The 23,329-nt window shown below is 67.9% G+C and carries 25 protein-coding genes; 17 read left to right on the top strand and 8 right to left on the bottom strand.

What is annotated here, in order from left to right; genetic code table 11:
- Positions 1-35: 35 nt before the first annotated feature.
- Positions 36-788 carry a class I SAM-dependent methyltransferase gene (locus tag NKJ07_RS10565; RefSeq protein WP_318566791.1) on the bottom strand — a complete coding sequence of 251 codons (753 nt, stop codon included), beginning with the start codon at positions 786-788 and terminating at the stop codon, positions 36-38.
- A 219-nt stretch (positions 789-1,007) separates the two neighbouring features.
- Between NKJ07_RS10565 and NKJ07_RS10560 the strand changes: the two genes are divergently transcribed.
- The 4 genes from NKJ07_RS10560 (at position 1,008) to NKJ07_RS10545 (ending at position 3,542) form a co-directional block, all read left to right on the top strand.
- Positions 1,008-1,280, top strand: a complete 273-nt coding sequence (locus NKJ07_RS10560) for a MarR family transcriptional regulator (RefSeq protein WP_318566790.1) — start codon at positions 1,008-1,010, stop codon at positions 1,278-1,280.
- A 46-nt stretch (positions 1,281-1,326) separates the two neighbouring features.
- The gene (locus tag NKJ07_RS10555; RefSeq protein ID WP_318566789.1) at positions 1,327-2,130 is read left to right on the top strand and encodes an MBL fold metallo-hydrolase; all 804 of its coding nucleotides are present in this window, start codon (positions 1,327-1,329) and stop codon (positions 2,128-2,130) included.
- A 23-nt stretch (positions 2,131-2,153) separates the two neighbouring features.
- Positions 2,154-2,927 (top strand): YkgJ family cysteine cluster protein, encoded by a 774-nt coding sequence (locus NKJ07_RS10550; protein WP_318566788.1) that lies wholly within the window; start codon positions 2,154-2,156, stop codon positions 2,925-2,927.
- A 216-nt stretch (positions 2,928-3,143) separates the two neighbouring features.
- On the top strand, positions 3,144-3,542 hold the full coding sequence (locus tag NKJ07_RS10545) for a TRAM domain-containing protein (protein WP_318566787.1): 399 nt from the start codon (positions 3,144-3,146) through the stop codon (positions 3,540-3,542).
- 69 nt (positions 3,543-3,611) lie between these two features.
- Here the strand turns inward: NKJ07_RS10545 and NKJ07_RS10540 are convergent, their stop codons facing one another.
- Both NKJ07_RS10540 and NKJ07_RS10535 read right to left on the bottom strand, forming a co-directional pair.
- Positions 3,612-5,366, bottom strand: a complete 1,755-nt coding sequence (locus NKJ07_RS10540; protein WP_318566786.1) for a radical SAM protein — start codon at positions 5,364-5,366, stop codon at positions 3,612-3,614.
- A gap of 117 nt (positions 5,367-5,483) precedes the next feature.
- Positions 5,484-5,678: a cold-shock protein gene (locus NKJ07_RS10535; protein WP_318566785.1), complete on the bottom strand. Its 195-nt coding sequence runs from the start codon at positions 5,676-5,678 to the stop codon at positions 5,484-5,486.
- Positions 5,679-5,839: 161 nt separating this feature from the next.
- Here NKJ07_RS10535 and NKJ07_RS10530 point away from each other — a divergent pair, with 161 nt between their 5' ends.
- From NKJ07_RS10530 to NKJ07_RS10505, 6 genes are all read left to right on the top strand, one after another.
- Positions 5,840-7,000, top strand: a complete 1,161-nt coding sequence (locus NKJ07_RS10530) for a pyridoxal-phosphate dependent enzyme (RefSeq protein ID WP_318566784.1) — start codon at positions 5,840-5,842, stop codon at positions 6,998-7,000.
- A gap of 92 nt (positions 7,001-7,092) precedes the next feature.
- Positions 7,093-7,791 (top strand): metal-dependent transcriptional regulator, encoded by a 699-nt coding sequence (locus tag NKJ07_RS10525; protein WP_318570440.1) that lies wholly within the window; start codon positions 7,093-7,095, stop codon positions 7,789-7,791.
- Positions 7,791-8,522, top strand: coding sequence for a TMEM165/GDT1 family protein (locus tag NKJ07_RS10520; RefSeq protein WP_318566783.1), 732 nt, complete (start codon positions 7,791-7,793; stop codon positions 8,520-8,522). Before NKJ07_RS10525 ends, NKJ07_RS10520 begins: the two co-directional genes overlap by 1 nt.
- A 111-nt stretch (positions 8,523-8,633) precedes the next feature.
- Complete coding sequence (locus NKJ07_RS10515) at positions 8,634-9,296, top strand: LysE family translocator (protein WP_318570439.1); 663 nt, start codon at positions 8,634-8,636, stop codon at positions 9,294-9,296.
- A gap of 78 nt (positions 9,297-9,374) precedes the next feature.
- A complete protein-coding gene (locus tag NKJ07_RS10510; RefSeq protein WP_318566782.1) occupies positions 9,375-10,430 on the top strand; it encodes an NAD(P)-dependent glycerol-1-phosphate dehydrogenase in 1,056 nt (351 codons plus the stop codon).
- 233 nt (positions 10,431-10,663) lie between these two features.
- A complete protein-coding gene (locus NKJ07_RS10505) occupies positions 10,664-11,281 on the top strand; it encodes a DUF420 domain-containing protein (protein WP_318566781.1) in 618 nt (205 codons plus the stop codon).
- Between the two features lie 29 nt (positions 11,282-11,310).
- Here NKJ07_RS10505 and NKJ07_RS10500 read toward each other — a convergent pair whose 3' ends face one another.
- Positions 11,311-11,592 (bottom strand): hypothetical protein, encoded by a 282-nt coding sequence (locus NKJ07_RS10500; RefSeq protein ID WP_318566780.1) that lies wholly within the window; start codon positions 11,590-11,592, stop codon positions 11,311-11,313.
- Between the two features lie 122 nt (positions 11,593-11,714).
- Here NKJ07_RS10500 and NKJ07_RS10495 point away from each other — a divergent pair, with 122 nt between their 5' ends.
- Together NKJ07_RS10495 and NKJ07_RS10490 are read left to right on the top strand one after the other, a co-directional pair.
- Complete coding sequence (locus NKJ07_RS10495) at positions 11,715-12,785, top strand: glycosyltransferase family 4 protein (protein ID WP_318566779.1); 1,071 nt, start codon at positions 11,715-11,717, stop codon at positions 12,783-12,785.
- Between the two features lie 146 nt (positions 12,786-12,931).
- Positions 12,932-13,129 carry a hypothetical protein gene (locus tag NKJ07_RS10490; protein WP_318566778.1) on the top strand — a complete coding sequence of 66 codons (198 nt, stop codon included), beginning with the start codon at positions 12,932-12,934 and terminating at the stop codon, positions 13,127-13,129.
- Positions 13,130-13,255: 126 nt separating this feature from the next.
- Here NKJ07_RS10490 and NKJ07_RS10485 read toward each other — a convergent pair whose 3' ends face one another.
- Positions 13,256-13,867, bottom strand: a complete 612-nt coding sequence (locus NKJ07_RS10485) for a halocyanin domain-containing protein (RefSeq protein ID WP_425504757.1) — start codon at positions 13,865-13,867, stop codon at positions 13,256-13,258.
- An 89-nt stretch (positions 13,868-13,956) separates the two neighbouring features.
- Positions 13,957-15,024, bottom strand: coding sequence for a M42 family metallopeptidase (locus tag NKJ07_RS10480; RefSeq protein ID WP_318566776.1), 1,068 nt, complete (start codon positions 15,022-15,024; stop codon positions 13,957-13,959).
- A gap of 225 nt (positions 15,025-15,249) precedes the next feature.
- Here NKJ07_RS10480 and NKJ07_RS10475 point away from each other — a divergent pair, with 225 nt between their 5' ends.
- From NKJ07_RS10475 to NKJ07_RS10455, 5 genes are all read left to right on the top strand, one after another.
- Positions 15,250-16,140, top strand: a complete 891-nt coding sequence (locus NKJ07_RS10475) for a GAF domain-containing protein (RefSeq protein ID WP_318566775.1) — start codon at positions 15,250-15,252, stop codon at positions 16,138-16,140.
- Positions 16,137-16,823, top strand: a complete 687-nt coding sequence (locus tag NKJ07_RS10470; protein WP_318566774.1) for a DUF7504 family protein — start codon at positions 16,137-16,139, stop codon at positions 16,821-16,823. The genes NKJ07_RS10475 and NKJ07_RS10470 overlap by 4 nt, the downstream gene beginning before the upstream one ends.
- A gap of 59 nt (positions 16,824-16,882) precedes the next feature.
- The gene (locus tag NKJ07_RS10465; protein WP_318566773.1) at positions 16,883-17,140 is read left to right on the top strand and encodes an MTH865 family protein; all 258 of its coding nucleotides are present in this window, start codon (positions 16,883-16,885) and stop codon (positions 17,138-17,140) included.
- 304 nt (positions 17,141-17,444) lie between these two features.
- On the top strand, positions 17,445-19,307 hold the full coding sequence (locus NKJ07_RS10460) for a S9 family peptidase (RefSeq protein ID WP_318566772.1): 1,863 nt from the start codon (positions 17,445-17,447) through the stop codon (positions 19,305-19,307).
- A gap of 114 nt (positions 19,308-19,421) precedes the next feature.
- On the top strand, positions 19,422-20,561 hold the full coding sequence (locus tag NKJ07_RS10455; protein ID WP_318566771.1) for a fructose 1,6-bisphosphatase: 1,140 nt from the start codon (positions 19,422-19,424) through the stop codon (positions 20,559-20,561).
- A 77-nt stretch (positions 20,562-20,638) separates the two neighbouring features.
- On the opposite strand, the gene sufD is transcribed toward NKJ07_RS10455, so the two are convergent.
- A complete protein-coding gene (gene sufD / locus NKJ07_RS10450; RefSeq protein ID WP_318566770.1) occupies positions 20,639-21,853 on the bottom strand; it encodes a Fe-S cluster assembly protein SufD in 1,215 nt (404 codons plus the stop codon).
- 1 nt (position 21,854) lies between these two features.
- Positions 21,855-23,285 (bottom strand): Fe-S cluster assembly protein SufB, encoded by a 1,431-nt coding sequence (gene sufB / locus NKJ07_RS10445; protein ID WP_318566769.1) that lies wholly within the window; start codon positions 23,283-23,285, stop codon positions 21,855-21,857.
- Positions 23,286-23,329 lie beyond the last annotated feature (44 nt).

Raw genomic sequence — 23,329 nt, 5'->3', positions numbered from 1 at the left:
TCCGGCCGCTCCAGCCGTTCCGGCCGTTCCGGCGCTCACTCGGCCTCGCTGGCCCGCTCGGTGGCGGTCGCGACCTCGCGCTCGGGCACCTGGGCGCTCCAGTAGGAGACCGAGGCCAGTCGCTCGCCGATGCTGGTGTCGCCGACGGCGGTGTCCACCGAGCGAATGTCGGCCGCGATCGCCCCCGGGATCTTCCGGTAGAGGCCGTACGGGACGACGAAGTCGTGGGACTCCTCGGCGAGGGTGAGGCCGGCGTCCGCGACGAGTCGCTCGACGTCCGCCCGGGAGTACAGATGCGAGCCCATCGGCAACAGCCAGTTGTAGACGACCCGCGTCGAGCGGTCGTTGAACGTGTCGAAGAACACCCGACCCTTCGAGACGCGAGCCATCTCGGTGAGGAACTTCGCGGGCGTCTTCGCGAGATGAAAAAAGCGCATGGCGAAGACGGCGTCGAAGTAGTCGTCGGGGAACGGGAGTCTGGCGGCGTCGCCGAGGAGGAACGAGCTCCGGTCGTCGACGTCGGCCTCCCGGGCCTTCTCGCGCCCCTGGGCGAGCATCGCGCGCGAGATGTCCAGTCCGACGACGTTCGCGCCGCGCTCGGCGAGCAACACGGTGAAGCGACCGGTGCCGCAGGCGATCTCGAGCACCCGTTTCCCGTCGACCGGTGCGAGCGCGTCGAGAACCGCCTCTTTCTCCCGGCGGTCGATGAGCCGCCCGCCCCGCGAGAAACGCTTCGAGTCGTACTCTTCGGCGACGTCGTCCGCCTTGTACCACTCCTTTCCTTTCACTCGTACCGGCCGTGGGAACGCCGACGTTATGAACGTACTGGAACGTCGACACCCGACCGCCGGCCGCCACCCCGGCGGAGCGCCGACGACGGACGGGGGATAAGCGACCGGCGACGGTGGCCGGAACGCGGCGGGAGCATATTATGAATATAAGGTGTCTGGATTGTATTGTCACACTTGTAGCTAACCTTTACCACAAACCGAAGATGTAGCATGGGTATGAGCACCAGTACCGCAGAGACCGAAGCGGGAGAGCTGTTGTCGGAGACCGAGTTCCGCGAGCGGCTCCGCGAACTCCCCCCGAGCGCCAAACTCGTCGCGAAAGTACTCCAGACCGACGCCCCGCTCTCGCAGGGGCAACTCGCCGAGGAGTCGCTCCTCCCCGACCGGACAGTCCGGTACGCGCTCAACCGCCTCGAAGAGTCCGACCTGGTCTCGTCCCGCTACAGCTTCAAGGACGCCCGCAAGCAGGTGTACTACCTCAACACCTGAGCCGGCGTCCGACTCGCGGGATCGATTACCCACTCTCCTACCCTCCGTGCACCACGTCGCCGTCCCCGTCACGCGCGCCGTCCCGACCGGGACGACGAACGCCTACCTCGTCGGAGCCGAGCGTGCCCTTCTCGTCGACCCGCCCGCTCGACACCCGGCACTCGACGCGGTCGTCGACGCCGCCGACGTCGCACATCTCGCGGTGACACACACCCACCCGGACCACGTCGGTGGCGTCGCGGGCTACGCCGCCGAGACGGACGCGACCGTCTGGGCACGCCGCGGGTCCGCCGACGAGTTCGCGGCCGCCACGGGCGTCGACCCCGACCGCACGCTCGCCGAAGGCACCTCGCTGGACACGGACGCCGGCCCCGTCACCGTTCTCGACACGCCCGGCCACGCGCGAGACCACGTCGCGTTCGAACTCCCCGTCGACGGCCAGAACGTCGCCCTCTGCGGCGACCTCGCCGTCGCCGAGGGGAGCGTCGTCGTCGGCGCGCCGGAGGGCGACATGCGGGCGTATCTGACCGGCCTGCGTCGACTCCGCGCACGCGCCCCCGACCGGCTCTGTCCTGGCCACGGCCCGGCGATCGACGACCCGCGAGCGGCGCTCGACCGGCTCATCGCCCACCGACTGGCCCGCGAAGCGCGCGTCAGACGGGCGGTCGAAGCCGGGGCGCGGACGCTCGACGAGGTGGTCGACGCCGCCTACGAGAAGGACATCTCGGGCGTGCGCGACCTCGCACGCGCGACCGTCCGCGCTCACTTGGAGAAACTCGCCGTCGAGGGCGCTGTCGCGTGGGATGCGGCGGCGGACCGGGCCGCGACGACGTCGAACGACGGCGTTTAGTCCGCGCCGACTCGAGTCGGAGTGTGTCCGACTCGTCGCTCGAAACCGAACTCGTCCACGCCCGCGACCTCGACGTCGAGACGCTCGCCGACGCCATCGAGTCGATCGGCTTCGAGTGCACCCGGTGTGGTGCCTGCTGTAAGGGGTACGAGACGTGCGGTGACGCTCCGGACGGATCACCGGACGAGTCTCCGGACGGATCACCCGACGACGGTGCGCGCGAAGCACACACCGCGACGGTGTTCCCCGACGAGGTGCGCCGGCTGGTCGACGCGGCGAACGAGTCCGACCCCGCCCGAGCGCCCGAGAGCGCCCGAGAGCGACGTGAGTCGTACGACTGGCGCGACGTCGCCCGCCCGATGCCGTACGGACTGACCGACGGCCCGGACGGCTCCACGGGGGAGACGTTCGAGTGGGCGCTGGCGACCACGGGCTGTGGCGACTGCACGTTCTACCGCGAGACCGACGGTCGGGGAGCGTGTGCGGTCCACGACGCGCGGCCGCTCGTCTGCCGGACCTACCCGTTCAGCGTCGCGCTCGGCGGGACGAGCCAGCCGATGGGTGAGGCGGTCGACGAGGAGGGGATGGTCCGCGCCCACGAGTGCGAGGGCCTCGGCCGGGACATCGCACGCGAGGAGGCCGAGGAACTGGCCGCGGCCCTCAAACGACGGGCGGTCCGCGAACTGGAGGAGGCGATCGGCGTGCGGGACAACTACCGACCGACGGACGCGGAGGGCGTCGTGGTCCACGACTCCGAGGGACAGAAGCGGCCCGACGGGACGCCGCTCGATCCGTGAGGGTCCCGGTCACCACCCTCGACGCGCACCCCCGGCTACCATCGCGGCGCACGCTCGTGCTCACGGCCGACTCGTCATGTCCCGAGCACGACACCACGGACGACCAACGACACCGTGGAACACCCTCCCGACCCCCGACAGGAGCCGAAAATCGACCGATACGGGGTCGGTAGCTCTTTGGTGCCGGCGAACATGGACGTTCATGGAGGTCTCACTGTGGAAATCTCAGATAAGCTCATGTGTCTGTTCAACGCCGACGTGCGGTCGGAAGACGACCGGTACGTCATCGAAGTCCCCCGGCGTGAGATCGAGACGGGGAGCGTCGACCCCGGCGAAATCTACCGCGTCGCGCTCATCTCTCGGGAGGAAGCCGAACCGTCCGAATCGAAGCCGAAACAGAGTCACACGTCGGAGCCCCAACCGCCGGTCGAAGTCGGCGAGCTCCGGTACGTGGAGATCGAGGACATCGGCAAGCAGGGCGACGGCATCGCTCGCGTCGAGCGCGGCTACGTCATCATCGTTCCGGGTGCGGAGGTCGGCGAACGCGTGAAGGTCGAGGTGTCGGAGGTCAAGTCGAACTTCGCGGTCGGCGAGATCATCGAAGAGGACTTCTGAACCAACCGATTTCTTTTCGGCGTCCACCCGGCGAGCGACGGCGGTGTCGCCGCTCGCCCACCACGGCCGTCAGTCGACCGACCTCGGCGTCCCCAGAGTGGCGAACCGGGAGAGATCGACCTCGGTGGTCTCCGGGAGTTCCGCCGTGGAGGCGTACGGCCGGCCGACGACGATGTCGCCTGCGGTCCGTCTGCCGACGCCGGGGATCGCCGTGAGTTCGTCGAGCGACGCCGCGTTCAGATCGAGGGGGTAGGGTACGCCCGTCACGGAGCGGTAGCCGTAGTCGACGACGGCGACGTCCATGGTCTCGCCCAGCGGCCGCTCGCCCGGCACCGCCACGAGGAGCGAGTACGTCCCGAGCTGGCGGCCGAACGTCTTGCCATCCTGGTGGTACTCCGCGTGGACGCCCTCCAGCACCGTCCCCGGCGGGAGGACGCGTCTGAGCATGGGCCGGTCGATCTCCTCGCGGATCTCGCGTTTGTACGGCTTGAACTGCTGTTTGTGCTCCTTTGCGATCTCCGCGCCCGTCTCGGACATCTCGGTCCCCGCGAACGCCATCACCTGCCGGATGTTGATCCGGCGGAGCATCAGCCCCTCGTCGTACACCTGTTCGAGGAAGCGTTTGTTGTGCTCGTACGTCTCGGGCCGTTCGCCCATCAGCCCGTGGACGAGGTTGATCCCCGGGAGCAGTTTCGGGAGTCGGTCGCCGTCGAGGCTCGGACCGCGCTTCTCGTCGTCGCCGGGCCGCCACCCTCCCTCCTCGTTGACGACGCGGACCGCCTCCAGACACTCCGCCGCGGAGACGAGGAGGTTGTTCTCCTCCTGCACCACGGGATCGGCCGATTCGAGGCCGAACGCCGCCGTGTCGCCGGGCGTGTTGTGCTCGGAGATGATTCGGATCGCCTCCCGGGAGCGCTCGGGGTAGTCGACGATCGTCACCGGGTTCATGTTGTCCAGGTGGAGCGTCCCGAGGTCGGGAACCACCTCGCGGATCCCCCCGTAGAGGTCGCGGAGCGCGTCGGGGTTCGGTGCCTCGCCGTCGCCGCCGAAGGCGAGGATGTCGGCCTGCCGGCCGATGCGGAAGTGTTTGATCCCCGAATCGGCGAGTCGGTCCACCTCGCGGACGACGGATTCGGCGGTTCTGAAGTTCGGATCGCCGTACAGCGGCTCCGTACAGAACGAACAGCGGTACGCACACCCGCGGGAGGTCTCCAGTTCGGCGATGAGGTACTCCGGGTGGTTCGGGTGCTGTTCGACGACGAACGCGCCCTTCGACGCCCAGCGCTCGACCTCGTCGTACCCGCGCATCCGGTCGCCGAACCCCTCTAGCCCCGAGGAGACCAGGTCGTAGGCGGCCGCCTCGATGTCGCCCTTCGCCACGAAGTCGTAGTCGAGGTCCTTGCGCTCGGTGTCGGACGCACCCTCGTTCTTCTCGCCGACGCCGAACTTGACGGGACCGCCCATCAGGGTCGTGCCGTCGGCGGTCCAGGCGAGTTCGCGTACCTCGTCAGGCTCGGCCGGGGTGCCGCCGACGTACTTGCCGGGGACGGTCATCCCCCCGACGTAGATCATGAGATCCGCGCCGGCGACGTCGCGCCAGTTCGACCGCTCCTCCCGCAGTGCGTCGATGGTGTGATAACGGATCCGTTCGGGCGGGACGCCGGCGTCGACGAGCGCGCCCGCCGTGTAGCGCGGATACGTCGAAATGTAGGGGGGAACGCCGAAGTGGGCGGGTTCGTCGACGTAGCCGTCGACGATGACGACCGCCAGCGACGCCGGATCGCGCGCGCCGCCGGTGGGTGTCGATGCCGGTGCCTCTGTCATGGTTCGGCGTTCGCTCCCGCCGCGGGTAAACCGTACGGTCGGTCCGTCCGTCGTCGAACAGGGCTCGTGGCGTCGCCGTGGCTCGCGAGCGTGAGAAATACCGAAAACTGCGTCGCCTTACAGTCGGGTGAGGTTCGCCGCGCGGGGACCCTTGGGGGAGTCCTGAATCTCGAACTCGACCTCCTGGCCCTCCTCGAGGTCCGGACCGCCGACGTCCTCCATGTGGAAGAAAACGTCGTCGTCAGCGTCGTCAGTGTTGATGAAACCGTAGCCGCCAGTGTCGTTGAAGAAGTCAACTTTTCCGTTCGCCATTTGCTTTTGGACACAACAGTGCCCGAGGGATAACGCTTGCGAGGGTCGTGGTATCACGGCCGCTGCGGTGTGTGTCGACTCACCAGGGTCGTCGGTTTCCGGCCTCGTCATCGACGCCCCCGGACCGGAAGGGATTCCCCCGTCGCGTCGTACCCCCTCGTATGAACCAGAGCGACGCGCTCCGGGCGCTGCGCTGTACGGCGACCGGCGAGGAACTGTCGCCCGAGCCGACCCGGACCGGACGGAGTGAAGCCGGCGCACCCCTGGACCCGGTGTACGACTACGACGACGTCGACTGGACCCTGCCGGCGGTCGCCGACGCCCGCTCGATGTGGGCGTTTTCGGAGTTGTTGCCGTTCGAGTCGGGCGTGAGCGCCGGCGAGGGCGGGACGCCGCTCGTCGACGCGCCCGCGCTGGCTGACGAACTCGGCGTCGACTCGCTCCTCGTCAAGGACGAGGGGCGGAACCCGACGGGCACTGTCCACGACCGCGGGCTCTCGCTGGCCGTCTCGGCGGCGACGGCGGCCGACGCGGAACTCGTCGCTCACGCCTCGCCGGGCAACAGCGGCCAGTCGGGCGCGGCGTACGCCGGCCGGGCAGGGGTCCGGTCGTACGCGTTCGTTCCCTCCCGAGCGCCCTTCCCGAACAAGGCGATGACAAACGTCCACGGGGGCGAGATGCGGGTCGCGGGCGGGCGTTACCCCGACGCGCTCGAGGCGCTCCACTCGCAGTTGCAGTCGGAGTGGTTCACGCTCCAGGAGTTCGACACGCCAGTCCGCCACGAGGGGTACAAGACGCTCGCGTACGAGATCGCCGGTGCCTGCGAGCGACCTGACGCGGTGTTCGTCCCCGCGAGTACCGGCGAGGTCGTCTACGGGGTGGCGAAAGGGTTCCGTGATCTCGTCGAACTGGGGCTCGTCGATGACGTCCCCCGGATCGTCGCCGCACAGCCCGGCGGCTGTGCGCCCATGGCGACGGCGTTCGAATCGGGACGCCCGGTCGAGACGTGGACCCACCCCGACACCATCGTCGGTGAACTGGAGATTCCCGACCCCGCCGGCGGCGACCTCGCGGTCGACGCCGTCGACGAGACGGGCGGGCAGGTGGTGACGGTCGACGACGACGCGATCCTCGCGAGCGCGGTCGCGGCCGCACAGGCCGCCGCGCTCGAGGTCGGTGCGGCCGGCGGGGCCGCCGTCGCCGCCGCCGACGCGCTCGCCGAGGAGTTCGCCGACGACGCGACGCTCGTCGTCGTCAACACGGAGTCGGGCGTCAAATCCGCCGACATCCTCCGGTCACACCTGATGAGTCAGGGGATCTGAGCGGACTTCGACGAGAACACAAGAGAATTTAGAGGTCCCAAACTTTCTTTTCGGGGGATGGCGTACCCTCGCTCGAGATGGCGAAGTCCGACGTGCTCAGCGACGTGATGGAGGACTACCTCAAGTCCATCTACACCCTGCAGGCGGAGACGGGGCCGCCGGTGTCGACGTCGGCCATCGCCGAACTGCTCGGCAAGACCCCGCCGACGGTGACGAGCATGGTCGGCAAACTCGAAGAGCGGGGGCTCGTCTCCCGCGAGAAGTACAAGGGGGTCGAACTGACTCGTGAGGGCGAGACGGTCGCACTGGAGGTAATCCGTCACCACCGGCTGTTGGAGGCGTATCTCGCGGAGCACCTTGACTACGACTGGAGCGAGGTCCACGACGAGGCGGACGCGCTCGAACACCACATCTCCGAGGAGTTCGAGCGCCGCGTCGCCGAGGCGCTCGGTGACCCCGAGGTCGATCCACACGGCGATCCGATCCCGAGCGCCGACCTCACGCCGCTCGACGCCGACGACTCGACCCGACTCGACGACCACGCCGTCGGCGAGCGGGTCGTCGTCACGCGCGTCTCAGACCGCGACGAGGAGGAGTTGGCCTACCTCGCGGACGCGGGGATCACCCCGGAGACACGCCTCGACGTCGTCGACGTGGCGCCGTTCGGGATGGTGACCGTCCGCGTGGGCGAGAGCGGTCGCGAGCAGTCGTTGCCCGAGGCGGTCGCGCGGTCGATCCGCGTCAGGTCCGTCACGGACGACGATCCGGCGCCCGGGGAGGCCGAGAGCTGATGGCCGGCTTCGTCGAGGTTGCGGCCGTCGCCTTCGTCGCCCAACTCGCAGTCCTCCCGGGCGAGAAGGTGCAGTTCATCATCGCGGGCCTCTCGACCCGGTACGATCCGAGAGTGGTTGTCGCCGCCGCAGGGACGGCGTTCGCCGGGTGGACCGCCCTGGAGATCTGGTTCGGCGCGGCGTTGCAGGGGGCGGTTTCGCCCGTGGTCCTTGACGGCGTCACGGCCGTCCTCTTCGGGTTTTTCGCCGCGTTGCTCGTCCGGTCGGCCCCCGCACCCGGGGAGACGAGTGTCGGCGACAGCGAGACGGACGCACGCGACGCGTCGATGGGATCGGCCGAGACGGACGGCGGTTTCGCCGACGTGGCTCCGCCCACGGTGTTCGGCCGCGAACTGAACGCGTTCGGGAGCTTCCTGCCCATCTTCGCGATGATGGCCGCCGGGGAGTTCGGCGACAAGACCCAGCTCGTGACGATCGGCCTCGCGGTCCAGTACGGCGCGCATCCAGGGATCTGGGCCGGCGAGATGCTCGCGATCCTCCCGGTAAGCCTGGCGAACGCGTACGTCTTCCACCGCTTCTCCCACCGCTTCGACGTGCGGAAGGCACACTTCGCTGGCGCGGCGCTGTTCGGCTTTTTCGCCGCCGACACCGTGCTCGCGATTCTCACCGACGTCTCGGTGTGGGAGCTGGCCGTCTCGACGGTTGCGGACGCGCTCCTCGCGTTGTTGTAACGCTCCTCCGGTCGGCCGTCTCCTCCGTTCCCGAACGTCGAGCATTTTTGTCGGAGGCACCGGTACGGACGGTCGATGGCCGACGTAATCGTCTCGACCGGTGCCGGCGTGGTGTTCGGGTTGGCCCTGGCGGCCCCACCCGGACCGATGAACGCCGTCATCGCCGAGGAGAGCGTACTCCGAGGGTGGACAGCCGGCTTCCGTGCCGGTCTCGGGGCGATGAGCGCCGACGCGGTGTTCTTCGTGCTCTCGCTCGTCGGCGTCGTGGCGTTCGTCGATCAGTTCCCGACGGTCCGTGGGCTGATGGTCGGTGTCGGCGGGCTGCTCATGCTGTACTTCGCGTACGGTGCCGCCAGCGAACTGGGTGCGACGTTCGAGCCGAGCGACGGGACCGTCGCCGACGGCGGGACCGGCGAGACTGGCGCTGGGTTCCGGAAGGCGTTCCTTCTCGCGATCACCAACCCGTACCAGATCCTCTTCTGGCTCACGATCGGTGTCGCGCTCCTCGAATCCGGGCAGTTCGACGTCCTCGCGCAGACGCCGTACGTCGGCGGCGACCTGGCGGGGATCCTCGTCGTCGAGAAGGGGAGCCCCGCGCTCGTCGCCGGCTTCTTCGGTGGCATCCTCCTGTGGATCACCGGCTTCCCGGCGGCGCTCGTCACGGCCGAACGCCGCGTCGAGCGGTTCGCGCCCGTCGTGACCGCCCTGTCGGCTCTCGTGCTCGCCGGATTCGGCGTGGTATTCCTCGCCGACGCCGCCGGAACGCTTCTCTGACCCGCCTCGGCTCTGTCTCGACCCTGCGTCCGGACCGCAGTGAGAAGCCATATGCCCGGTGCCCGTGGATAGGTAGCCATGTTCGACAAGTCGACGTGGATCAAGCTCCCGCGGAACGTCGTCATCGGTCACGGCGTTCTCGGACAGGTCGGCGCGGCCGTCGGCGACCTCCACCTCTCGGGCCAGCCGCTGTTGGTGACGAGCCCGACGCCAGACCGGCTGGCCGGCGACCGCCTCCGCGCACAGTTCGAGATCGAACCCCACACCGTGACCGTCGAGACGGCGAGCTTCGCCTCGGTCGAGGCGGTGGCCGAGACCGCTCTCGCCGAGGAGACCGACTACATCATCGCCCTCGGGGGTGGGAAGGCGATCGACATCGCGAAGATGGCCGCTGAACGGGTCGACTGCGGCTTCGTCTCGGTCCCGACCGTCGCGAGCCACGACGGCATCGTCTCCGGCCGGTCGTCGATCCCGGAGGGCGACACGCGCCACTCGGTCGCCGCCGACCCGCCGCTCGCGGTGATCGCCGACACGGAGCTGCTCGCACAGGCTCCCTGGGAGCTCACGACGGCGGGCTGTGCGGACATCATCTCCAACTACACCGCGGTCAAGGACTGGCAGCTGGCCCACCGGCTGAAGAACGTCGAGTACTCCGAGTACGCCGGCGCGCTCTCGGAGATGACCGCCGAGATGCTCGTCGACAGCGCCGACTCGATCAAGCCGGGCCTCGAAGAGTCCGCGTGGGTGGTGGTGAAGGCACTCGTCTCGTCGGGCGTGGCGATGAGCATCGCGGGCTCCTCGCGGCCCGCCTCGGGCGCGGAGCACCTCTTCTCACACCAACTCGACCGGCTCGTCCCGAACACGGCGCTCCACGGGCATCAGGTGGGCGTCGGCGCGATCATGACCGAGTATCTCCACAGCGGCGAGAAGGGGCAGTGGCGGAACATCCGCGACGCGCTCGAGCGGATCGACGCGCCGACGACCGCCCGGGGGTTGGGCGTCGACGCGGAGACGGTCATCGAGGCGCTCACGACGGCACACACCATCCGCGACCGGTACACCATCCTCGGCGACGGGGTGAGCGAGGACGCCGCTCGGGAGGTCGCGCGGGTGACGGGCGTCATCGAGGAGTAACCGACTCGCGAGACCCGAGCGGCCCGGGGCTGACAGCCGGCACGACTCGCTCGCACGACGACGCGCCGGGCTCCCGCGACCCGCCGTGCGACGGCGCTCACCGCACCGACGGCTGTGGGTGCGTCATCGTTGATGAACTCCGGGGACGAACCGGAGCGTGTCCTTCGGCGGCGGAGGAGACCGCCGAAGCCAGAACCCGAACACGGATATTCACCCCATCCCAACGGTCGCATATGGCTACAGCCAGCGTGCGCGGCCCGCTCAAGGAACACCCGGTCGCCGTGACGGCGGTCCTCTCGGTCGTGGGGTACGCTCTCGTCATCGGCACCTTCCTGGGATACGTCCCTCGGTCGGTCTTTCCCGAACTCACCCTCCAGCAGGTCAATCGTATCGCCGACGCGATCGCCGTGATCAACACGGCGGCGACGCTCCTCCTCATCGCCGGCTGGCGGTTCATCCGCCGCGGGGAGGTCCGAAAACACGCCGCGTCGATGGCCAGTGCGTTCGGGCTCATCCTCGTCTTCCTCGTGCTCTATCTGACGAAGATCGGCGGCGGCGGCACGAAGGAGTTCGTCGGCCCCACGCTCCCGTACTACGGCTACCTCGCGATGCTCGCGATCCACATCGTTCTCTCGGTGGTGTCGGTCCCCGTGGTGGTGCACGCGCTCGTCCTCGGTGTCACCCACACGCCAGACGAACTCCGTACGATGGGAACCCACCGTCGCGTCGGGCGTATCGCCGCCGCGGCGTGGATCCTCTCGCTCTCGCTCGGCGTCGTGGCGTACCTGCTTCTCAACCACGTCTACGACTGGCAGTTCGTCGAGGCGTTCCTCCTCCCGGTGGTGCGCTGACGCGCGTCGTCGCGGCGACTCGGTGCGACTCAGTGCTCGTTCGCGCCGAACGCCGGATCGACGCCGAGTCGCCACCTGATGAACCCCGATAGTGCGGCGAGCATCACGACCATCCCGCCCGCGTTCCACCAACTGAGCGCGCCGATCGCGTAGCCGTAGCCGGCACCGAGTACGATCGCCAGCGCCAACACCGCGTAGAGCCGCAGATACCACTCGCCGTACCACGCGACGAACCGACGTCTGGTCTCTCTCCCGCCCCTGCCCTCGCCCTCGTCCGGTTCCACGGTCGACTCGCCGGCGTCGGTGTCCATACGTCGACGTTCGGGCAGGGGAACATAACGCGTGTGGCCGTTTCGGCGGCGGTCCGGTCTCGGAGTCGCTCGGTCGTCCGCTTCCGGTAGGATTTATTACGTCGGGCGGTCCCTCCGCGACCATGCACGTCGCGTTCGTCTCGATGCGCACGGCTCAACAGGACGAGACCGGCGCGACGGCGCGGACGCGACGGGTGGCCGAAGCGATGGCCGACCGCGGTCACGACGTGACGGTCTGCTGTTCGCAGTGGTGGGGGGGCACCATCCCCGAGTTCGAACAGAACGACGTCGTCTACCGGGCGGTCACGGAGGGCCCCGCCGTCGGGGCGTTCGGCTCGAAGCTCCCGCTTCACCTCCTCAAGACGAAACCCGACGTCGTCCAGGCGGTCAACAGCCCGCCCGGACACGTCGTCGCCGCCAAGCGGGCCTGCCGGCTCCTCCGGGTCCCGCTCGTCGTCGACTGGTGGCGCGACTCCCCCGACGACGACTGGGTGGGATACAAACGCGCCGCCCGCGCGGCCGCGACGATACTCGTGCCGTCGGAGCTCGTCCGGACCGGCGTCCGCGAACACGGTGCATCCGCCGAGCAACTCAGGATCGTTCCCGAGAGCATCGACACCGACCTCGTCCGCGACGCGCCCGTCGACCGACGCGCCGACCTCGTCTACGCGCACGACCTCGACGAGACGGCCAACGTCGAGTCGTTCCTGCTCGCGCTCGCGGAGTTGCGGACGCAAAGCTGGCGTGCGGCGGTCATCGGTGACGGGCCGGCTCGTGCAGCGGCCGAGGAGACGGCGGCGGAGCTCCGTATCGACGACCGCGTCGAGTTCCTTGGCGACCTCCCGTCCGAGGAGTTCGTTCCGATCCTGAAGGGCGCACGGGTGTTCGCCCAGACCGCCGCAGAGGAGCCGTTCGCCACCGGCTTGCTCTGGGCGCTCGCGTGCGGCTGCGTCGGACTCGTCGAGTACCAGGCGGGGTCGAGCGCGCACGAACTCGTCGAAGGCGAGGCTCGCGGTCGCTGTGTCACCTCGCCGCAGGAACTGGCTGACGCCATCGTCGAGGCGGCCGACGACGATCATCGCACGCGGAGCGAGGCGTACGACGCGTACGACCACGACGCCGTCCTCGACCGGTATCTCGACGCCTACCGGGACGCCATCGACGACCGCGGGTTCTCGCTCGGGCTGTTCTGAGTTCCAGCTCGGGCTCGGAGCGCGACTGGACGTGAGACTTCCGTTGAAACTCATCGGACGTCGACTCAGGGTGTGTGCTGACTATAGAGGTCCTATACAGCAGCTCGAGAGAAGGACTTGAGACAGCTCCCCCCCTAAGGGGATGTATGGACACAGATCGATTGATGGAACTCGCTCCACACTACATTGCGATGTTTATGTTGGTATTTCTAGCCCTCACGATCGTTCAAGCGACTGTGGGCGAGGTCGGTTTCTGGATCGAATTAGCGATTGTTGTTGTCGTCGTCTTCGCCTACCGCCCCATCGTGGTGAGACTCGGTATCGCTCCCAGCGGGTGGAGGTGAGGCTGTTACGTGCAGGACACGCGCTATCTACTCGGCACGCCGTAACCTCTCGTATACTGAACGTTTCGATAGCACCGACGCGATCGTTCGGGCACGAATCACCGGGCGACCGACGACGACCCGAGGTTACTCGTCGGGCGTCTCGTAGTCGCCGCCGTACTTGAGGAAGAAGAACGCGAGACCGAGGGTGGCGACCATCGCGAACGTGGTGGCGACGCCGAGGGTCTTGGCGCTCTCGGGGACCTGCGGGACACTGCTTCCCTCGCCACCGCCACCCGTCTCGACCGTCGGGACCTCGCCGCCGACGGCGACGGCCCCTTTCATCCCGAGCGCGAGGTGCGGATCGCAGTAGTAGTTCGTGATGCCGGCGTCGCCCTCCTCGAACGTGTACTCGTAGTTGACGCCGGCTTCCGAGACCGCCGCGCCCGAGTCGAGGCTCGCGGGACCGCTGTCGGCGATGACGTTGTGGCCGCCACCCTCGCCGGTCCACTCGAACTTGACGGTCGTCCCGGGGTCGATCCAGATGCCCGCGGGGGCGAACGCGAGGTTGCCACCGTTGCCGCTGGCGCCGACCTCCACGGTCACCTCACCGGAGCCGCGCATGTCCTGATACCCGCCGTCGACGCCGTCGAGCCAACTCCCGAAGTCGGGCTCCGTCGTCTGTGCCGCGGCGCTTCCCGACGCACCGGCAACGGCCGTCGTCCCGGCCGCGGCTGTCAGGAACGCTCGCCGCGACATCTGCGTGTCGCTCATGCTCGCGCCTATGGCGTCGCCTGTAGTGAATACTTTGGTTCGTGTCCACCGTGGTGGGCGGGGTTCCCTGTCGACTACAGCGAGTAGTCGTGGTCGCCCGTCTCGCTTCCGACGAACGCCGACAGCAGGTCGATCGTCGCCGCGACGTCGTCGACGTGGGCGCACTCGGTCGGCGTGTGGAGATACCGCGTCGGCACCGACAGCGCCCCGACCGGGACGGCACCGCCCGCCCGCTGGAGGTTCGCCGTATCCGTCCCGCCCGCGGGCAACACCTCCAACTGGTGGGCGACCCCCTCGGCCTCGGCTACGTCGCGGAGCCGTCGGTTCACCTTCGGCGTCGTGATCACGCTCGAATCCTTCAGTTTCACCGCGACGCCCGCGCCGAGTTCGGTCACGTGATCGGCCGCGTCGAATCCGGGAACGTCGTTTGCGACCGTGACGTCGAGCGCGAGCGCGAGGTCCGGGTCGAGGTCGACGCCGATCGCCTGGGCCCCGCGGAGCCCGACCTCCTCTTGGACCGTGGCGACGAAGTGGACCGTGACCTCCGGGTCCACGACGCGCCGCGCCGCCTCGAGCATCGCGAACAGACAGACGCGGTCGTCGAGCGCCTTCCCAGTGACGTGCTCGCCCATTCGGACGGTGGTCTGTTGCATCGTCACCGGATCGCCGACCGACACCCGCTCGTCGACCGCCTCTTCCGACAGACCGAGGTCGACGTACACGTCGGAGACCTCCTGTTTCTCCCCTTTCTGCTTGTCGGTCAGCGTGTGGGGCGGGACGGAGCCGATGACTCCCGTGAGCGGTCCCTCACGGGTGTGGACGCGGACGCGCTGTGCGCGGAGGATCCGTGGGTCCCACCCCCCGAGCGCGTCCAGCTGGAGGAAGCCCTCGTCGGTGACGTGCCTGACGATGAAGCCGACCTCGTCCATGTGCGCCGCGACGAGCACGTCGTAGTCGCCGCCTTCGACCGTTCCGACGACGTTCCCCATCGCGTCCGTTCTGATCTCGTCGGTCGCCGCCGCCAGTTCGCGCCGAACCACGGCGCGAACCTCGTCTTCGTACCCCGGTACGCCGTCCGTCTCGGTGAGTTCGCGGAGGAGGTCGAAGTCGAATCCCGTGTCAGGTTCGGGGTCGTCTTCCATGCCCACCGGATGGGTTCCGCGGCGTATAGTTCCGTCCCCGGAGGAGCGGCTGCGAAGGCGCTTTCACTGTTGATAGTTGGCACCGAATACTTATTCGCACGACCGGCTTCTCGTCGTCCGTAGATGAGTGTGAACCACCGGGGGCCGCGTGCGACACCGCGCCGCTGGCCGCACGCTGTCCACCGACGAGTTGTCGTTCGATGTACCGACAGAGGGTCCGAGTAGATGCAGTCCGCCGTCCTCTGTGTCGACGCCGACGCGTCGGCACGCGAACGGACGATGCAGGCACTGTCCGGGACCGGCGAGCTGCGTCCCACGGGGTGTGACTCGGTCGGGGCGGCCGAGGAGGCACTCGACTCGGCGCTGTTCGACTGCCTCGTCACGGAGTACGAACTCCCCGACGGGACCGGGTTGGACGTCGTCGCGGCCGCCAGGGAAGTCCACCCCGACATCGGCTGTGTGCTCTTTACCGACGCGCCGTTCGCCGAAATCGACACCAGTGAGACGGCTCACGCGGTCGTCGACTACCTCCAGAAGGAGACCCCGGCGGACTACGAGTATCTCCCCGAACTGGTCGAGAGCGTGACGACGGCGCGGACACACACCGCGTACCCGCTTCCAGACGACGAAGGAGCACGGTTGGCCGCGGTCGCGTCGTACGACGTCGACGGGCTCGCGGCGACCGACGCCTTCGACCGCCTGACGGAACTCGCCTCGCGACAGTTCGACGCGGCTTTCGCGTTCGTCGGCCTCGTCGACGCCCACGAGGAACGGTTCGCATCCTGTTACGGCGCCGAGTGGGAGTCGTTGCCCCGCGAGAAGACCGTCTGTACGTACGCCATCCTCGAAAGCGACGTCACCGTCATCGAGGACGTCCAGCAGGATCCGCTCTTCGAGACGAACGAACTCCTCCACGAACTCGGTATCCGCTCGTACGCCGGGGCGAAGCTGACCACGACGGACGGCGAGACCATCGGGATGTTCTGTGTCCTCGACGACGAGCCGCGGACGTACACAGCCGACGAACGCGCGACGCTGCGACTGTTCGCGGCCGAAGCGTCCGAACAGCTCGAACTCCGTCGCCGGCTGGCGGAGGCTGGGAGGGCCGACGCGTGAGCGTCAACTCCGGCTCCGAGGCCGCGTCCACGCGCGACCGCTACGAGTTCACCTCCGACCTGCCGCTCCAGCCCGTCTCCACCGGAACGACGCTCGTCGTTCGCGGCGACCCGGCTGCCGCGCCGGGCGAGTTGGCGATGCGTCTGCTCTCACCGGTCTCCCACGGGCAGGGTGGGACGCTGTTAGTCGACACCGACGACACCTTCCACGGAACCGCGACCCGATGGACCGACGTGACGGGCTGCCCCGCCTCGCGGCTGGCAGTCGTCGCCTGTGACGGCGGAAGGGAGGCTCCGGCCGACGGACTCGGTGCGGTCGCCTGCGTCTCACAGCCGAACGACCTCACCGGACTGGGGATCCAGTACTCGAAGCTCGCCCGGTCGTTCACCGAGGGGCCACGCGGTCGGCTCCGCGTCGGCCTCGACTCGGTTTCGACGCTCCTGATGTACTGTGAGGACGTCCAGACGGTCTACCGCTTCCTCCACACGTTCACCGGGCGGATCCGCTCGACCGGCCAACTCGGCGTCTTCGCGTTCAACCCCGCGATGCACGACGAACGCGTCTCCAGCGTCGTCGCCCAGCCGTTCGACGCCGCGATCGACGTCCGGCTCACCGACGACGGGGAGCGCGAGATGCGCGTCTCCGGGCTACCCGACCAGTCGACCACGTGGTCGTCGCTCTGACGTGACGCTCGGGCACCAGTTCCGGAACGCTTTTGAAGTTCTTGGGGGTGGATGCATCCATGACTGACGTCGAAGCCGAACTCCGCGCACAGTTCGAGGACGCGTTCGGCACCGCTGATTTCCCCGTCACCAACCAGATGGATCTGGTCCCCGCCCTTCCCGACGGCCCCGGAACGACGTTCGAGGCGGGCGACGTCTCCTTCTCGGCGATGGAGCTCGCCGCGAACCTCAGCGGTCACCAGGAGTTCCCGTACGAGTCGCTCGACGAACTCGTCGACGACGTCATGGCCGGCCTGAAAGCCGAAGGAATGCTCTGAGTCGTCGGAACGGACACCCGAGCATACATCCTGAGCCGCTCGTTGCTTGATCCCCCACCGCGTGCGAACAGCCGGCACGCCGGGCGTCACGTGTGGCGTCGTGCCGGACGACCGCGTCCACCACACGGCGACAGTCAGGTCACGTCGGCCGGTGGCTTCCGCTTCGTATTTGAACCGTCGCCCGATCGACTCCTTCCATCGACTGATCGACCCCTTCCATCGACGCATCCGGTGAGGTGGTCGACCCGTCCGTCCGGGACCCACCGAGGAAAGGGGTAAACATCCGCCGAGCGAACTGCGCTCGATGACGGACTCCGACGCCCGGCCACGTCCCACCTTCGACATCGACCGGTATCTGAACATCCGCAGCGCGTACGGTGCCTCGTTCGGGCCCGACGGCACGCTCGCGTTCCTGATGGACACGACGGGCGTCCCGCAGGTGTGGACGCTCGACGCCCCCGGCGCGTGGCCGGAGCAACACACGTTCTTCGACGAGCGCGTCACGTTCGTCTCCTGGTCGCCGGAGCGTCCAGAACTCGTCTTCGGCATGGACGAGGGCGGCAACGAACGGGAACAGTTGTTCGCGCTCACCCCGTCGACCGGCGAGAGCAGGGCCCTCACGGCGATGCCCGAGGCGAAACACCGCTGGGGTGGGTGGAGTCACGACGGCGAGCGGATCGCGTTTACCTCCAACCGGCGGGACGAGGCCGTCTTCGACGTCTACGTCCAGGGTCGCGAGGGGGCCGGCGACGACGCCCGACTCGTCACGGAGGGCGACGGCTGGCTCACCCTCGACGGGTGGTCGCCCGACGACTCCCGGCTGTTGGTGACCGAGGCATACTCGAACTTCGATCAGGACGTCTCGGTGCTCGACGTCGAGTCGGGCGAACTCCGGCACCTCACGCCCCACGAGGGGAGCGTCCGGTATCAGAGCGCCTCGTGGGGTCCCGACGGGGAGAACGTCTACCTCGTCACCGACGACGGCGACGCCGACACGCTGTACCTCGCACGGATCGACCTCTCGACGGGCGAACTGTCGCCGGTGGCCGTCGAGGGCGACTACGAGGATCGACCGAACCGTAACTCGCCCGACGGCGACTGGGAGGTCGACGGCGTCGCCGTCGACCACGACGCCCGTCGGCTGGTGTTCTCACGCAACGTCGACGGCTACACCGAACTCACCGTGGGCGAACTCCCCGCACCGGGCCGCGTCGACCCGCTTCCGACGCCCGACCTCCCTCCGGGGACCGCTGGCGGCGTGAGCTTCGACGACGCCGGCGACCGGTTCGCGCTCTCGGCGTCGGCCGCGGCCGACAACACGAACGTCCACGTCGTCGACGTCCGCTCGGGCGAGACCGAACGCTGGACGCGCGCCGCGACCGCGGGGATCCCGCGCGACACGTTCGTCGGGCCCGAACTCGTCCACTACCCCACGTTCGACGGCCGGGAGATCCCCGCGTACTTCTCGGTGCCCGACACCGAGGGCACTGTACCGGTCATCGTCGACATCCACGGCGGCCCCGAATCACAGCGCCGTCCGTCGTTCTCGGCGACGAAACAGTACTTCATCAACCACGGCTACGCGGTGTTCGAGCCGAACGTCCGCGGCTCCTCGGGCTACGGGAAGGCGTACGGTCACCTCGACGACGTCGAAAACCGGATGGACTCCGTCGCCGACATCGAGGCCGCCGTCGAGTGGCTCCACGACCACCCCGCAGTCGACCCCGACCGGATCGTCGCCATGGGCGGCTCGTACGGCGGCTTCATGGTGCTCGCCGCACTCACGGAGTACCCCGACCTGTGGGCCGCCGGCGTCGACATCGTCGGCATCGCCAACTTCGTCACCTTCCTCGAGAACACGGGCGACTGGCGGCGAAAACTCCGCGAGGCCGAGTACGGTTCGCTCGCCGAGGACCGCGAGTTCCTCGAGCGGATCTCGCCGATCAACAACATCGAACACATCGCCACGCCGCTGTTCGTTCTCCACGGGGCGAACGATCCGCGCGTCCCCGTGAGCGAGGCACACCAGATCGTCGAGGAGGCGCGCGACCAGGGGGTCCCCGTCCGCGAACTCGTCTTCGACGACGAGGGCCACGGCTTCTCAAAGCTGGAGAACCGCATCGAAGCGTACCGGGAGATCGTCGCGTTCCTGGACGAGCACGTCTGACCGGGGTCCACCTCCGGCCGGGTACACGATCATCTCCGTCCCGTCCGAACGGACACTCTAGTTGTAGCACCAGTAACACTTAACTCCGTTTCGTAACACAGTAGTATCCGAGCCATGCGAACCCTGTCGTGCATCAAGGCGGACGTGGGAAGCAACGCCGGACACCTCCGTCCCACCGACGAGGTGGTCGAGGCGGTCGAGTCACGTCTCGCAGCGGCGGACGTCCTCGACGACTACTGGGTGTTTACCGTCGGTGACGACATCGACCTACTGATGAGCCACCGCGAGGGCGAGGACGCCGAGGTGATCCACCAACTCGCGTGGGACGCCTTCGAGGCCGGCACGACGGTCGCCGAGGAGCAGGGCCTGTACGGGGCGGGGCAGGACCTCCTGAAGGACGCCTTCTCGGGCAACGTCCGGGGGCTCGGCCCCGGCGTCGCCGAACTCGCCCTCGAAGAGCGCGAGAGCGAGCCCTTCCTGGTGTTCGGGGCCGACAAGACCGAGCCCGGGGCGTTCAACCAGCCGCTCTATACGACCTTCGCGGACCCCCGTCACACGGGCGGACTCCTGCTGAAAGACACTATCCACGAGGGATTCACCTTCGAGGTCATGGACCTCGAACACACCGAGGGCGAGCGCGTCGTCGAACTCGACGTTCCCGAGGACTCCTGGCGACTGCTGGCGCTGTTGATGGAGCCGCACCGGTTCGCCGTCCGGAAGATCCACTCGCGGGCGACCGGCGCGACCGTCGCCGCGGTGTCGACCCAGCGCCTGCACAACATCGCCGGCGAGTACGTCGGCAAGGACGACCCCGTCGCGATCGTCCGCACGCAGAAGGACTTCCCGTCGCCCGGCGAGGTCGTCCAGCCGTACGGCACGCCGCCGTACGTCGCCGGCGCGATGCGGGGGTCACACCACGGCGTCCTCTACCCCGTGCGGAGCGACGACTCCGAGATCCCGTCGTACTACGACGGGCCGCCGCTGGTGAAGGCAGTGGGGATGGTGCTGAACGACGGGCAGTTCTCCGAACCGGTGTATCCGTTCGACGCGTCGTTCTGGGACTCGGTGCGTGACGACGCCGCCCGCGAGTTCCGCGAGTTCCGCGATCGGCAAGGGAGCTTCGGCCCCGGCACCGTCGAGTCCTCCGAACTGGAGTACGGCGGCTGGGCCGCGGTCGTCGACGCGCTCGACGAGCGGTTCGAGGTCTCGCCGTCTGCGGGTGACACCGGCCCGGTCGAAGCCGACGACGACTGAGCCGCCGTGGCGGCATCGTCCGGTCGAGTGAGGGAGAAAAAGGCGGGATTCGCGTGGAACCGGACCGCGCTGCGGCGTTACCGGAGCCGCGCGGCGATCAGTTCTTCGAGGTCGTCGCGGAGTTCGTCGACCGCGATCTCCTCGAGGACCGGCACGAAGAAGCCCTCGACGAGCATGTTCCGCGCCGTCAGATGCGGGATGCCCCGGGAAGTCATGTAGAAGAGGTCCTCCTGGTCGACCTGCCCGACCGTCGCGGAGTGGCTCGCTTCGGTGTCGTGGTTGTGGATGATGAGCTTCGGCGAGGCGTCGGCCTCGGAGTCGTCCGAGAGCATCAGCGTGTTCTCGCGCTGGTAGGAGTTGGTGTCCCACGCGCCGCGGCCGACGTCTTGGACCCCTTCGTACACCGACCGTGCTTCCTCGTCGAGGACGCCGCGGGTGACGAGGTCGGCGGTGGTGTGTTCGGCCTGGTGCCAGACGCGGGCGTTGACGTCGAAGTGCTGGTCACGGTGACCGAAGAACGCGCCGACGATCTTCGTCTCCGAGGAGTCGCCGTTGAGCTCGGTCTCGATGTCCGACCGGGTCAGCCGCGACCCGAGGTTCCCCTCGATGAAGTTCACGGTCGAGTAGGTGTCGGTGACGCCGCGCTTCAGCGTGTAGTTGTACGTCTCTTCCGAGAGGTTCTGGAGCGCGCCGTACTGGACGTACGAGTTCTCGCCGGCGTCGATCTCGACGAGGCCGCTGTAGTAGCGCATCCCCTCCTCGCTGTAGGGCTCCGACGACTGTCGTTCGAGGATCGTCACCGACGAGGAGTCCTCGGTCACGACGAGGGTGTGGTTGAACAGCGACCGGCCCTCCATCCGCGTCCGGATCTTCACGTCCTCGGCGTCGACACCCTCGGGGACGTAGACGAGCGTCCCCGACGAGAAGAGCGCCACCGAGAGCGCCGTCAGGTAGTCGCGCTCGGGATCGATGACGCTCCCGAAGGAGTCGCGGACGACCTCCTCGTGCTCCGCGACGGCGTCGACGAACGACAGCACTTCGACCTCGGATTCGGGCGAGACGAGGTCGCGCTCTTCGGTCTGGGCGAGCGGGTCGACGAGCTCCTCGAAGTCGAGCACAGCGAGGTTCGTCCACCGGCGACCGGGCGTCTGGATGACGTCCGGCAGCTCCGCGTCCGAAAGCGCGGCGAGCGCCTCCAGTCGCGTCTCCAGCAGCCACTCGGGTTCGTCGCGCTCCTCGGAGAGCTGTCGGACCGTCTCCTCAGAGATGCTGGCTGGCAGTTGTGTGCTCATGTTATCCGAGGCTCCCCTCCATCTCGAGTTCCACCAGGCGGTTGAGTTCGACCGCGTACTCGATCGGCAGCTCTTCGGTGATGGGCTCGATGAAGCCCGAGACGATCATCTGCTTGGCGTCGTCGTCGTCCAGCCCGCGCGACTGGAGGTAGAAGACGTCCTCGTCGCCGATCTTGCCCACGGTGGCCTCGTGGGCCACGTCGACGGTCGACTCGTTGATCTCCATGTACGGCATCGTGTCGGAGGTCGAGTCGTTGTCGAACATCAGCGCGTCACACTCGACCGCCGTCGAGGAGTCGTGTGCGCCGTCGGCGATGTGGACCAGTCCTCTGTAGTTGGTCCGGCCGCCGTCCTTGCTGACACTCTTGGACTCGATCGTCGACTTCGTCTCGGGGGCGTTGTGGTACACCTTCGCACCGGTGTCGATGTTCTGGCCCTTGCCCGCGAACGCGATTGTGATGTGGTTGTCCGAGGCACCGCGACCCTTCAGCACCGACGAGGGGTAGAGCATGGTGGCCTTCGAGCCCATCGAGCCCGAGATCCACTCCATGCGACCGCCCTTCTCGACGATTGCGCGCTTGGTGTTGAGGTTGTACGTGTTCTTCGACCAGTTCTGCACCGTCGAGTACTGGACGTGAGCGTCTTCTCCCACGAAGACCTCGACACCGCCGGAGTGGAGGTTGAACGCGGAGTACTTCGGAGCCGAGCAGCCCTCGATGTAGTGGACCTCGCTCCCCTCCTCGGCGATGATGAGCGTGTGCTCGAACTGGCCCATCCCTTCGGAGTTCATCCGGAAGTACGCCTGGACTGGCATCTCGACCGTCACGCCCTCTGGGACGTAGACGAACGAGCCGCCGGACCACACCGCGCCGTGCAGGGCGGCGAACTTGTTATCGGAGGGCGGAACGCACTTCGTCATGAAGTGCTCGCGGACGAGGTCGGGGTACTCCTGGACGGCCTTGTCCATGTTGCAGAAGACGACGCCCTTCTCCTCCCAGCGCTCCTGCATGTTCTGGTAGACGACTTCGGACTCGTACTGGGCACCGACGCCCGAGAGCGCGTTCTTCTCGGCCTCGGGGATCCCCAACTTGTCGAACGTGTCCTTGATGTCGTCGGGCAGGTCGGTCCAGTCGTCGACGCCGCCGCGAGTCTCGACGTCCGGCCGGATGTACGGCACGATCTCGTTGACGTCGACTTCGGAGAGGTCCGGCTGGCCGGGCCAGTCGGTCGGCATCGGCATCTCGTGGAACTGCTTCAGCGCGCGGAGGCGACGCTTCAGCATCCACTCCGGTTCGTCTTTGTCTTCGCTTATGACGCGAATCGTCTCCTCGGTGAGGCCCTTCTCCGCCTGGAAGGAGGACTTCTGCTCCTTCTTGAATTCGAAGCGGGCTTCGGTGTCGGTCTCTTTGAGGTGGTCTTGTTCGGAGCTCATGATGTGTGTCGTGTTGTTACGGTTCGTTGCTTATGACCTTGTGC

This window comes from Salinigranum marinum (assembly GCF_024228675.1).
GTDB classification, from domain to species: Archaea; Halobacteriota; Halobacteria; order Halobacteriales; family Haloferacaceae; genus Salinigranum; species Salinigranum marinum.
The sequence above is the reverse complement of the archived record's forward strand: the minus strand, read 5'-3'. Positions and strand labels throughout refer to the sequence as shown.

Coding starts and splice junctions, on each gene's coding strand:
- NKJ07_RS10560 (WP_318566790.1), top strand. CDS start 1,008: ATGAGCACCAGTACCGCAGAGACCGAAGCGGGAGAGCTGTTGTCGGAG.
- NKJ07_RS10540 (WP_318566786.1), bottom strand. CDS start 5,366: ATGACAGAGGCACCGGCATCGACACCCACCGGCGGCGCGCGCGATCCG.
- NKJ07_RS10535 (WP_318566785.1), bottom strand. CDS start 5,678: ATGGCGAACGGAAAAGTTGACTTCTTCAACGACACTGGCGGCTACGGT.
- NKJ07_RS10530 (WP_318566784.1), top strand. CDS start 5,840: ATGAACCAGAGCGACGCGCTCCGGGCGCTGCGCTGTACGGCGACCGGC.
- NKJ07_RS10520 (WP_318566783.1), top strand. CDS start 7,791: ATGGCCGGCTTCGTCGAGGTTGCGGCCGTCGCCTTCGTCGCCCAACTC.
- NKJ07_RS10510 (WP_318566782.1), top strand. CDS start 9,375: ATGTTCGACAAGTCGACGTGGATCAAGCTCCCGCGGAACGTCGTCATC.
- NKJ07_RS10505 (WP_318566781.1), top strand. CDS start 10,664: ATGGCTACAGCCAGCGTGCGCGGCCCGCTCAAGGAACACCCGGTCGCC.
- NKJ07_RS10500 (WP_318566780.1), bottom strand. CDS start 11,592: ATGGACACCGACGCCGGCGAGTCGACCGTGGAACCGGACGAGGGCGAG.
- NKJ07_RS10495 (WP_318566779.1), top strand. CDS start 11,715: ATGCACGTCGCGTTCGTCTCGATGCGCACGGCTCAACAGGACGAGACC.
- NKJ07_RS10490 (WP_318566778.1), top strand. CDS start 12,932: ATGGACACAGATCGATTGATGGAACTCGCTCCACACTACATTGCGATG.
- NKJ07_RS10485 (WP_425504757.1), bottom strand. CDS start 13,867: ATGTCGCGGCGAGCGTTCCTGACAGCCGCGGCCGGGACGACGGCCGTT.
- NKJ07_RS10480 (WP_318566776.1), bottom strand. CDS start 15,024: ATGGAAGACGACCCCGAACCTGACACGGGATTCGACTTCGACCTCCTC.
- NKJ07_RS10475 (WP_318566775.1), top strand. CDS start 15,250: ATGCAGTCCGCCGTCCTCTGTGTCGACGCCGACGCGTCGGCACGCGAA.
- NKJ07_RS10465 (WP_318566773.1), top strand. CDS start 16,883: ATGACTGACGTCGAAGCCGAACTCCGCGCACAGTTCGAGGACGCGTTC.
- NKJ07_RS10460 (WP_318566772.1), top strand. CDS start 17,445: ATGACGGACTCCGACGCCCGGCCACGTCCCACCTTCGACATCGACCGG.
- NKJ07_RS10455 (WP_318566771.1), top strand. CDS start 19,422: ATGCGAACCCTGTCGTGCATCAAGGCGGACGTGGGAAGCAACGCCGGA.
- sufD (WP_318566770.1), bottom strand. CDS start 21,853: ATGAGCACACAACTGCCAGCCAGCATCTCTGAGGAGACGGTCCGACAG.
- sufB (WP_318566769.1), bottom strand. CDS start 23,285: ATGAGCTCCGAACAAGACCACCTCAAAGAGACCGACACCGAAGCCCGC.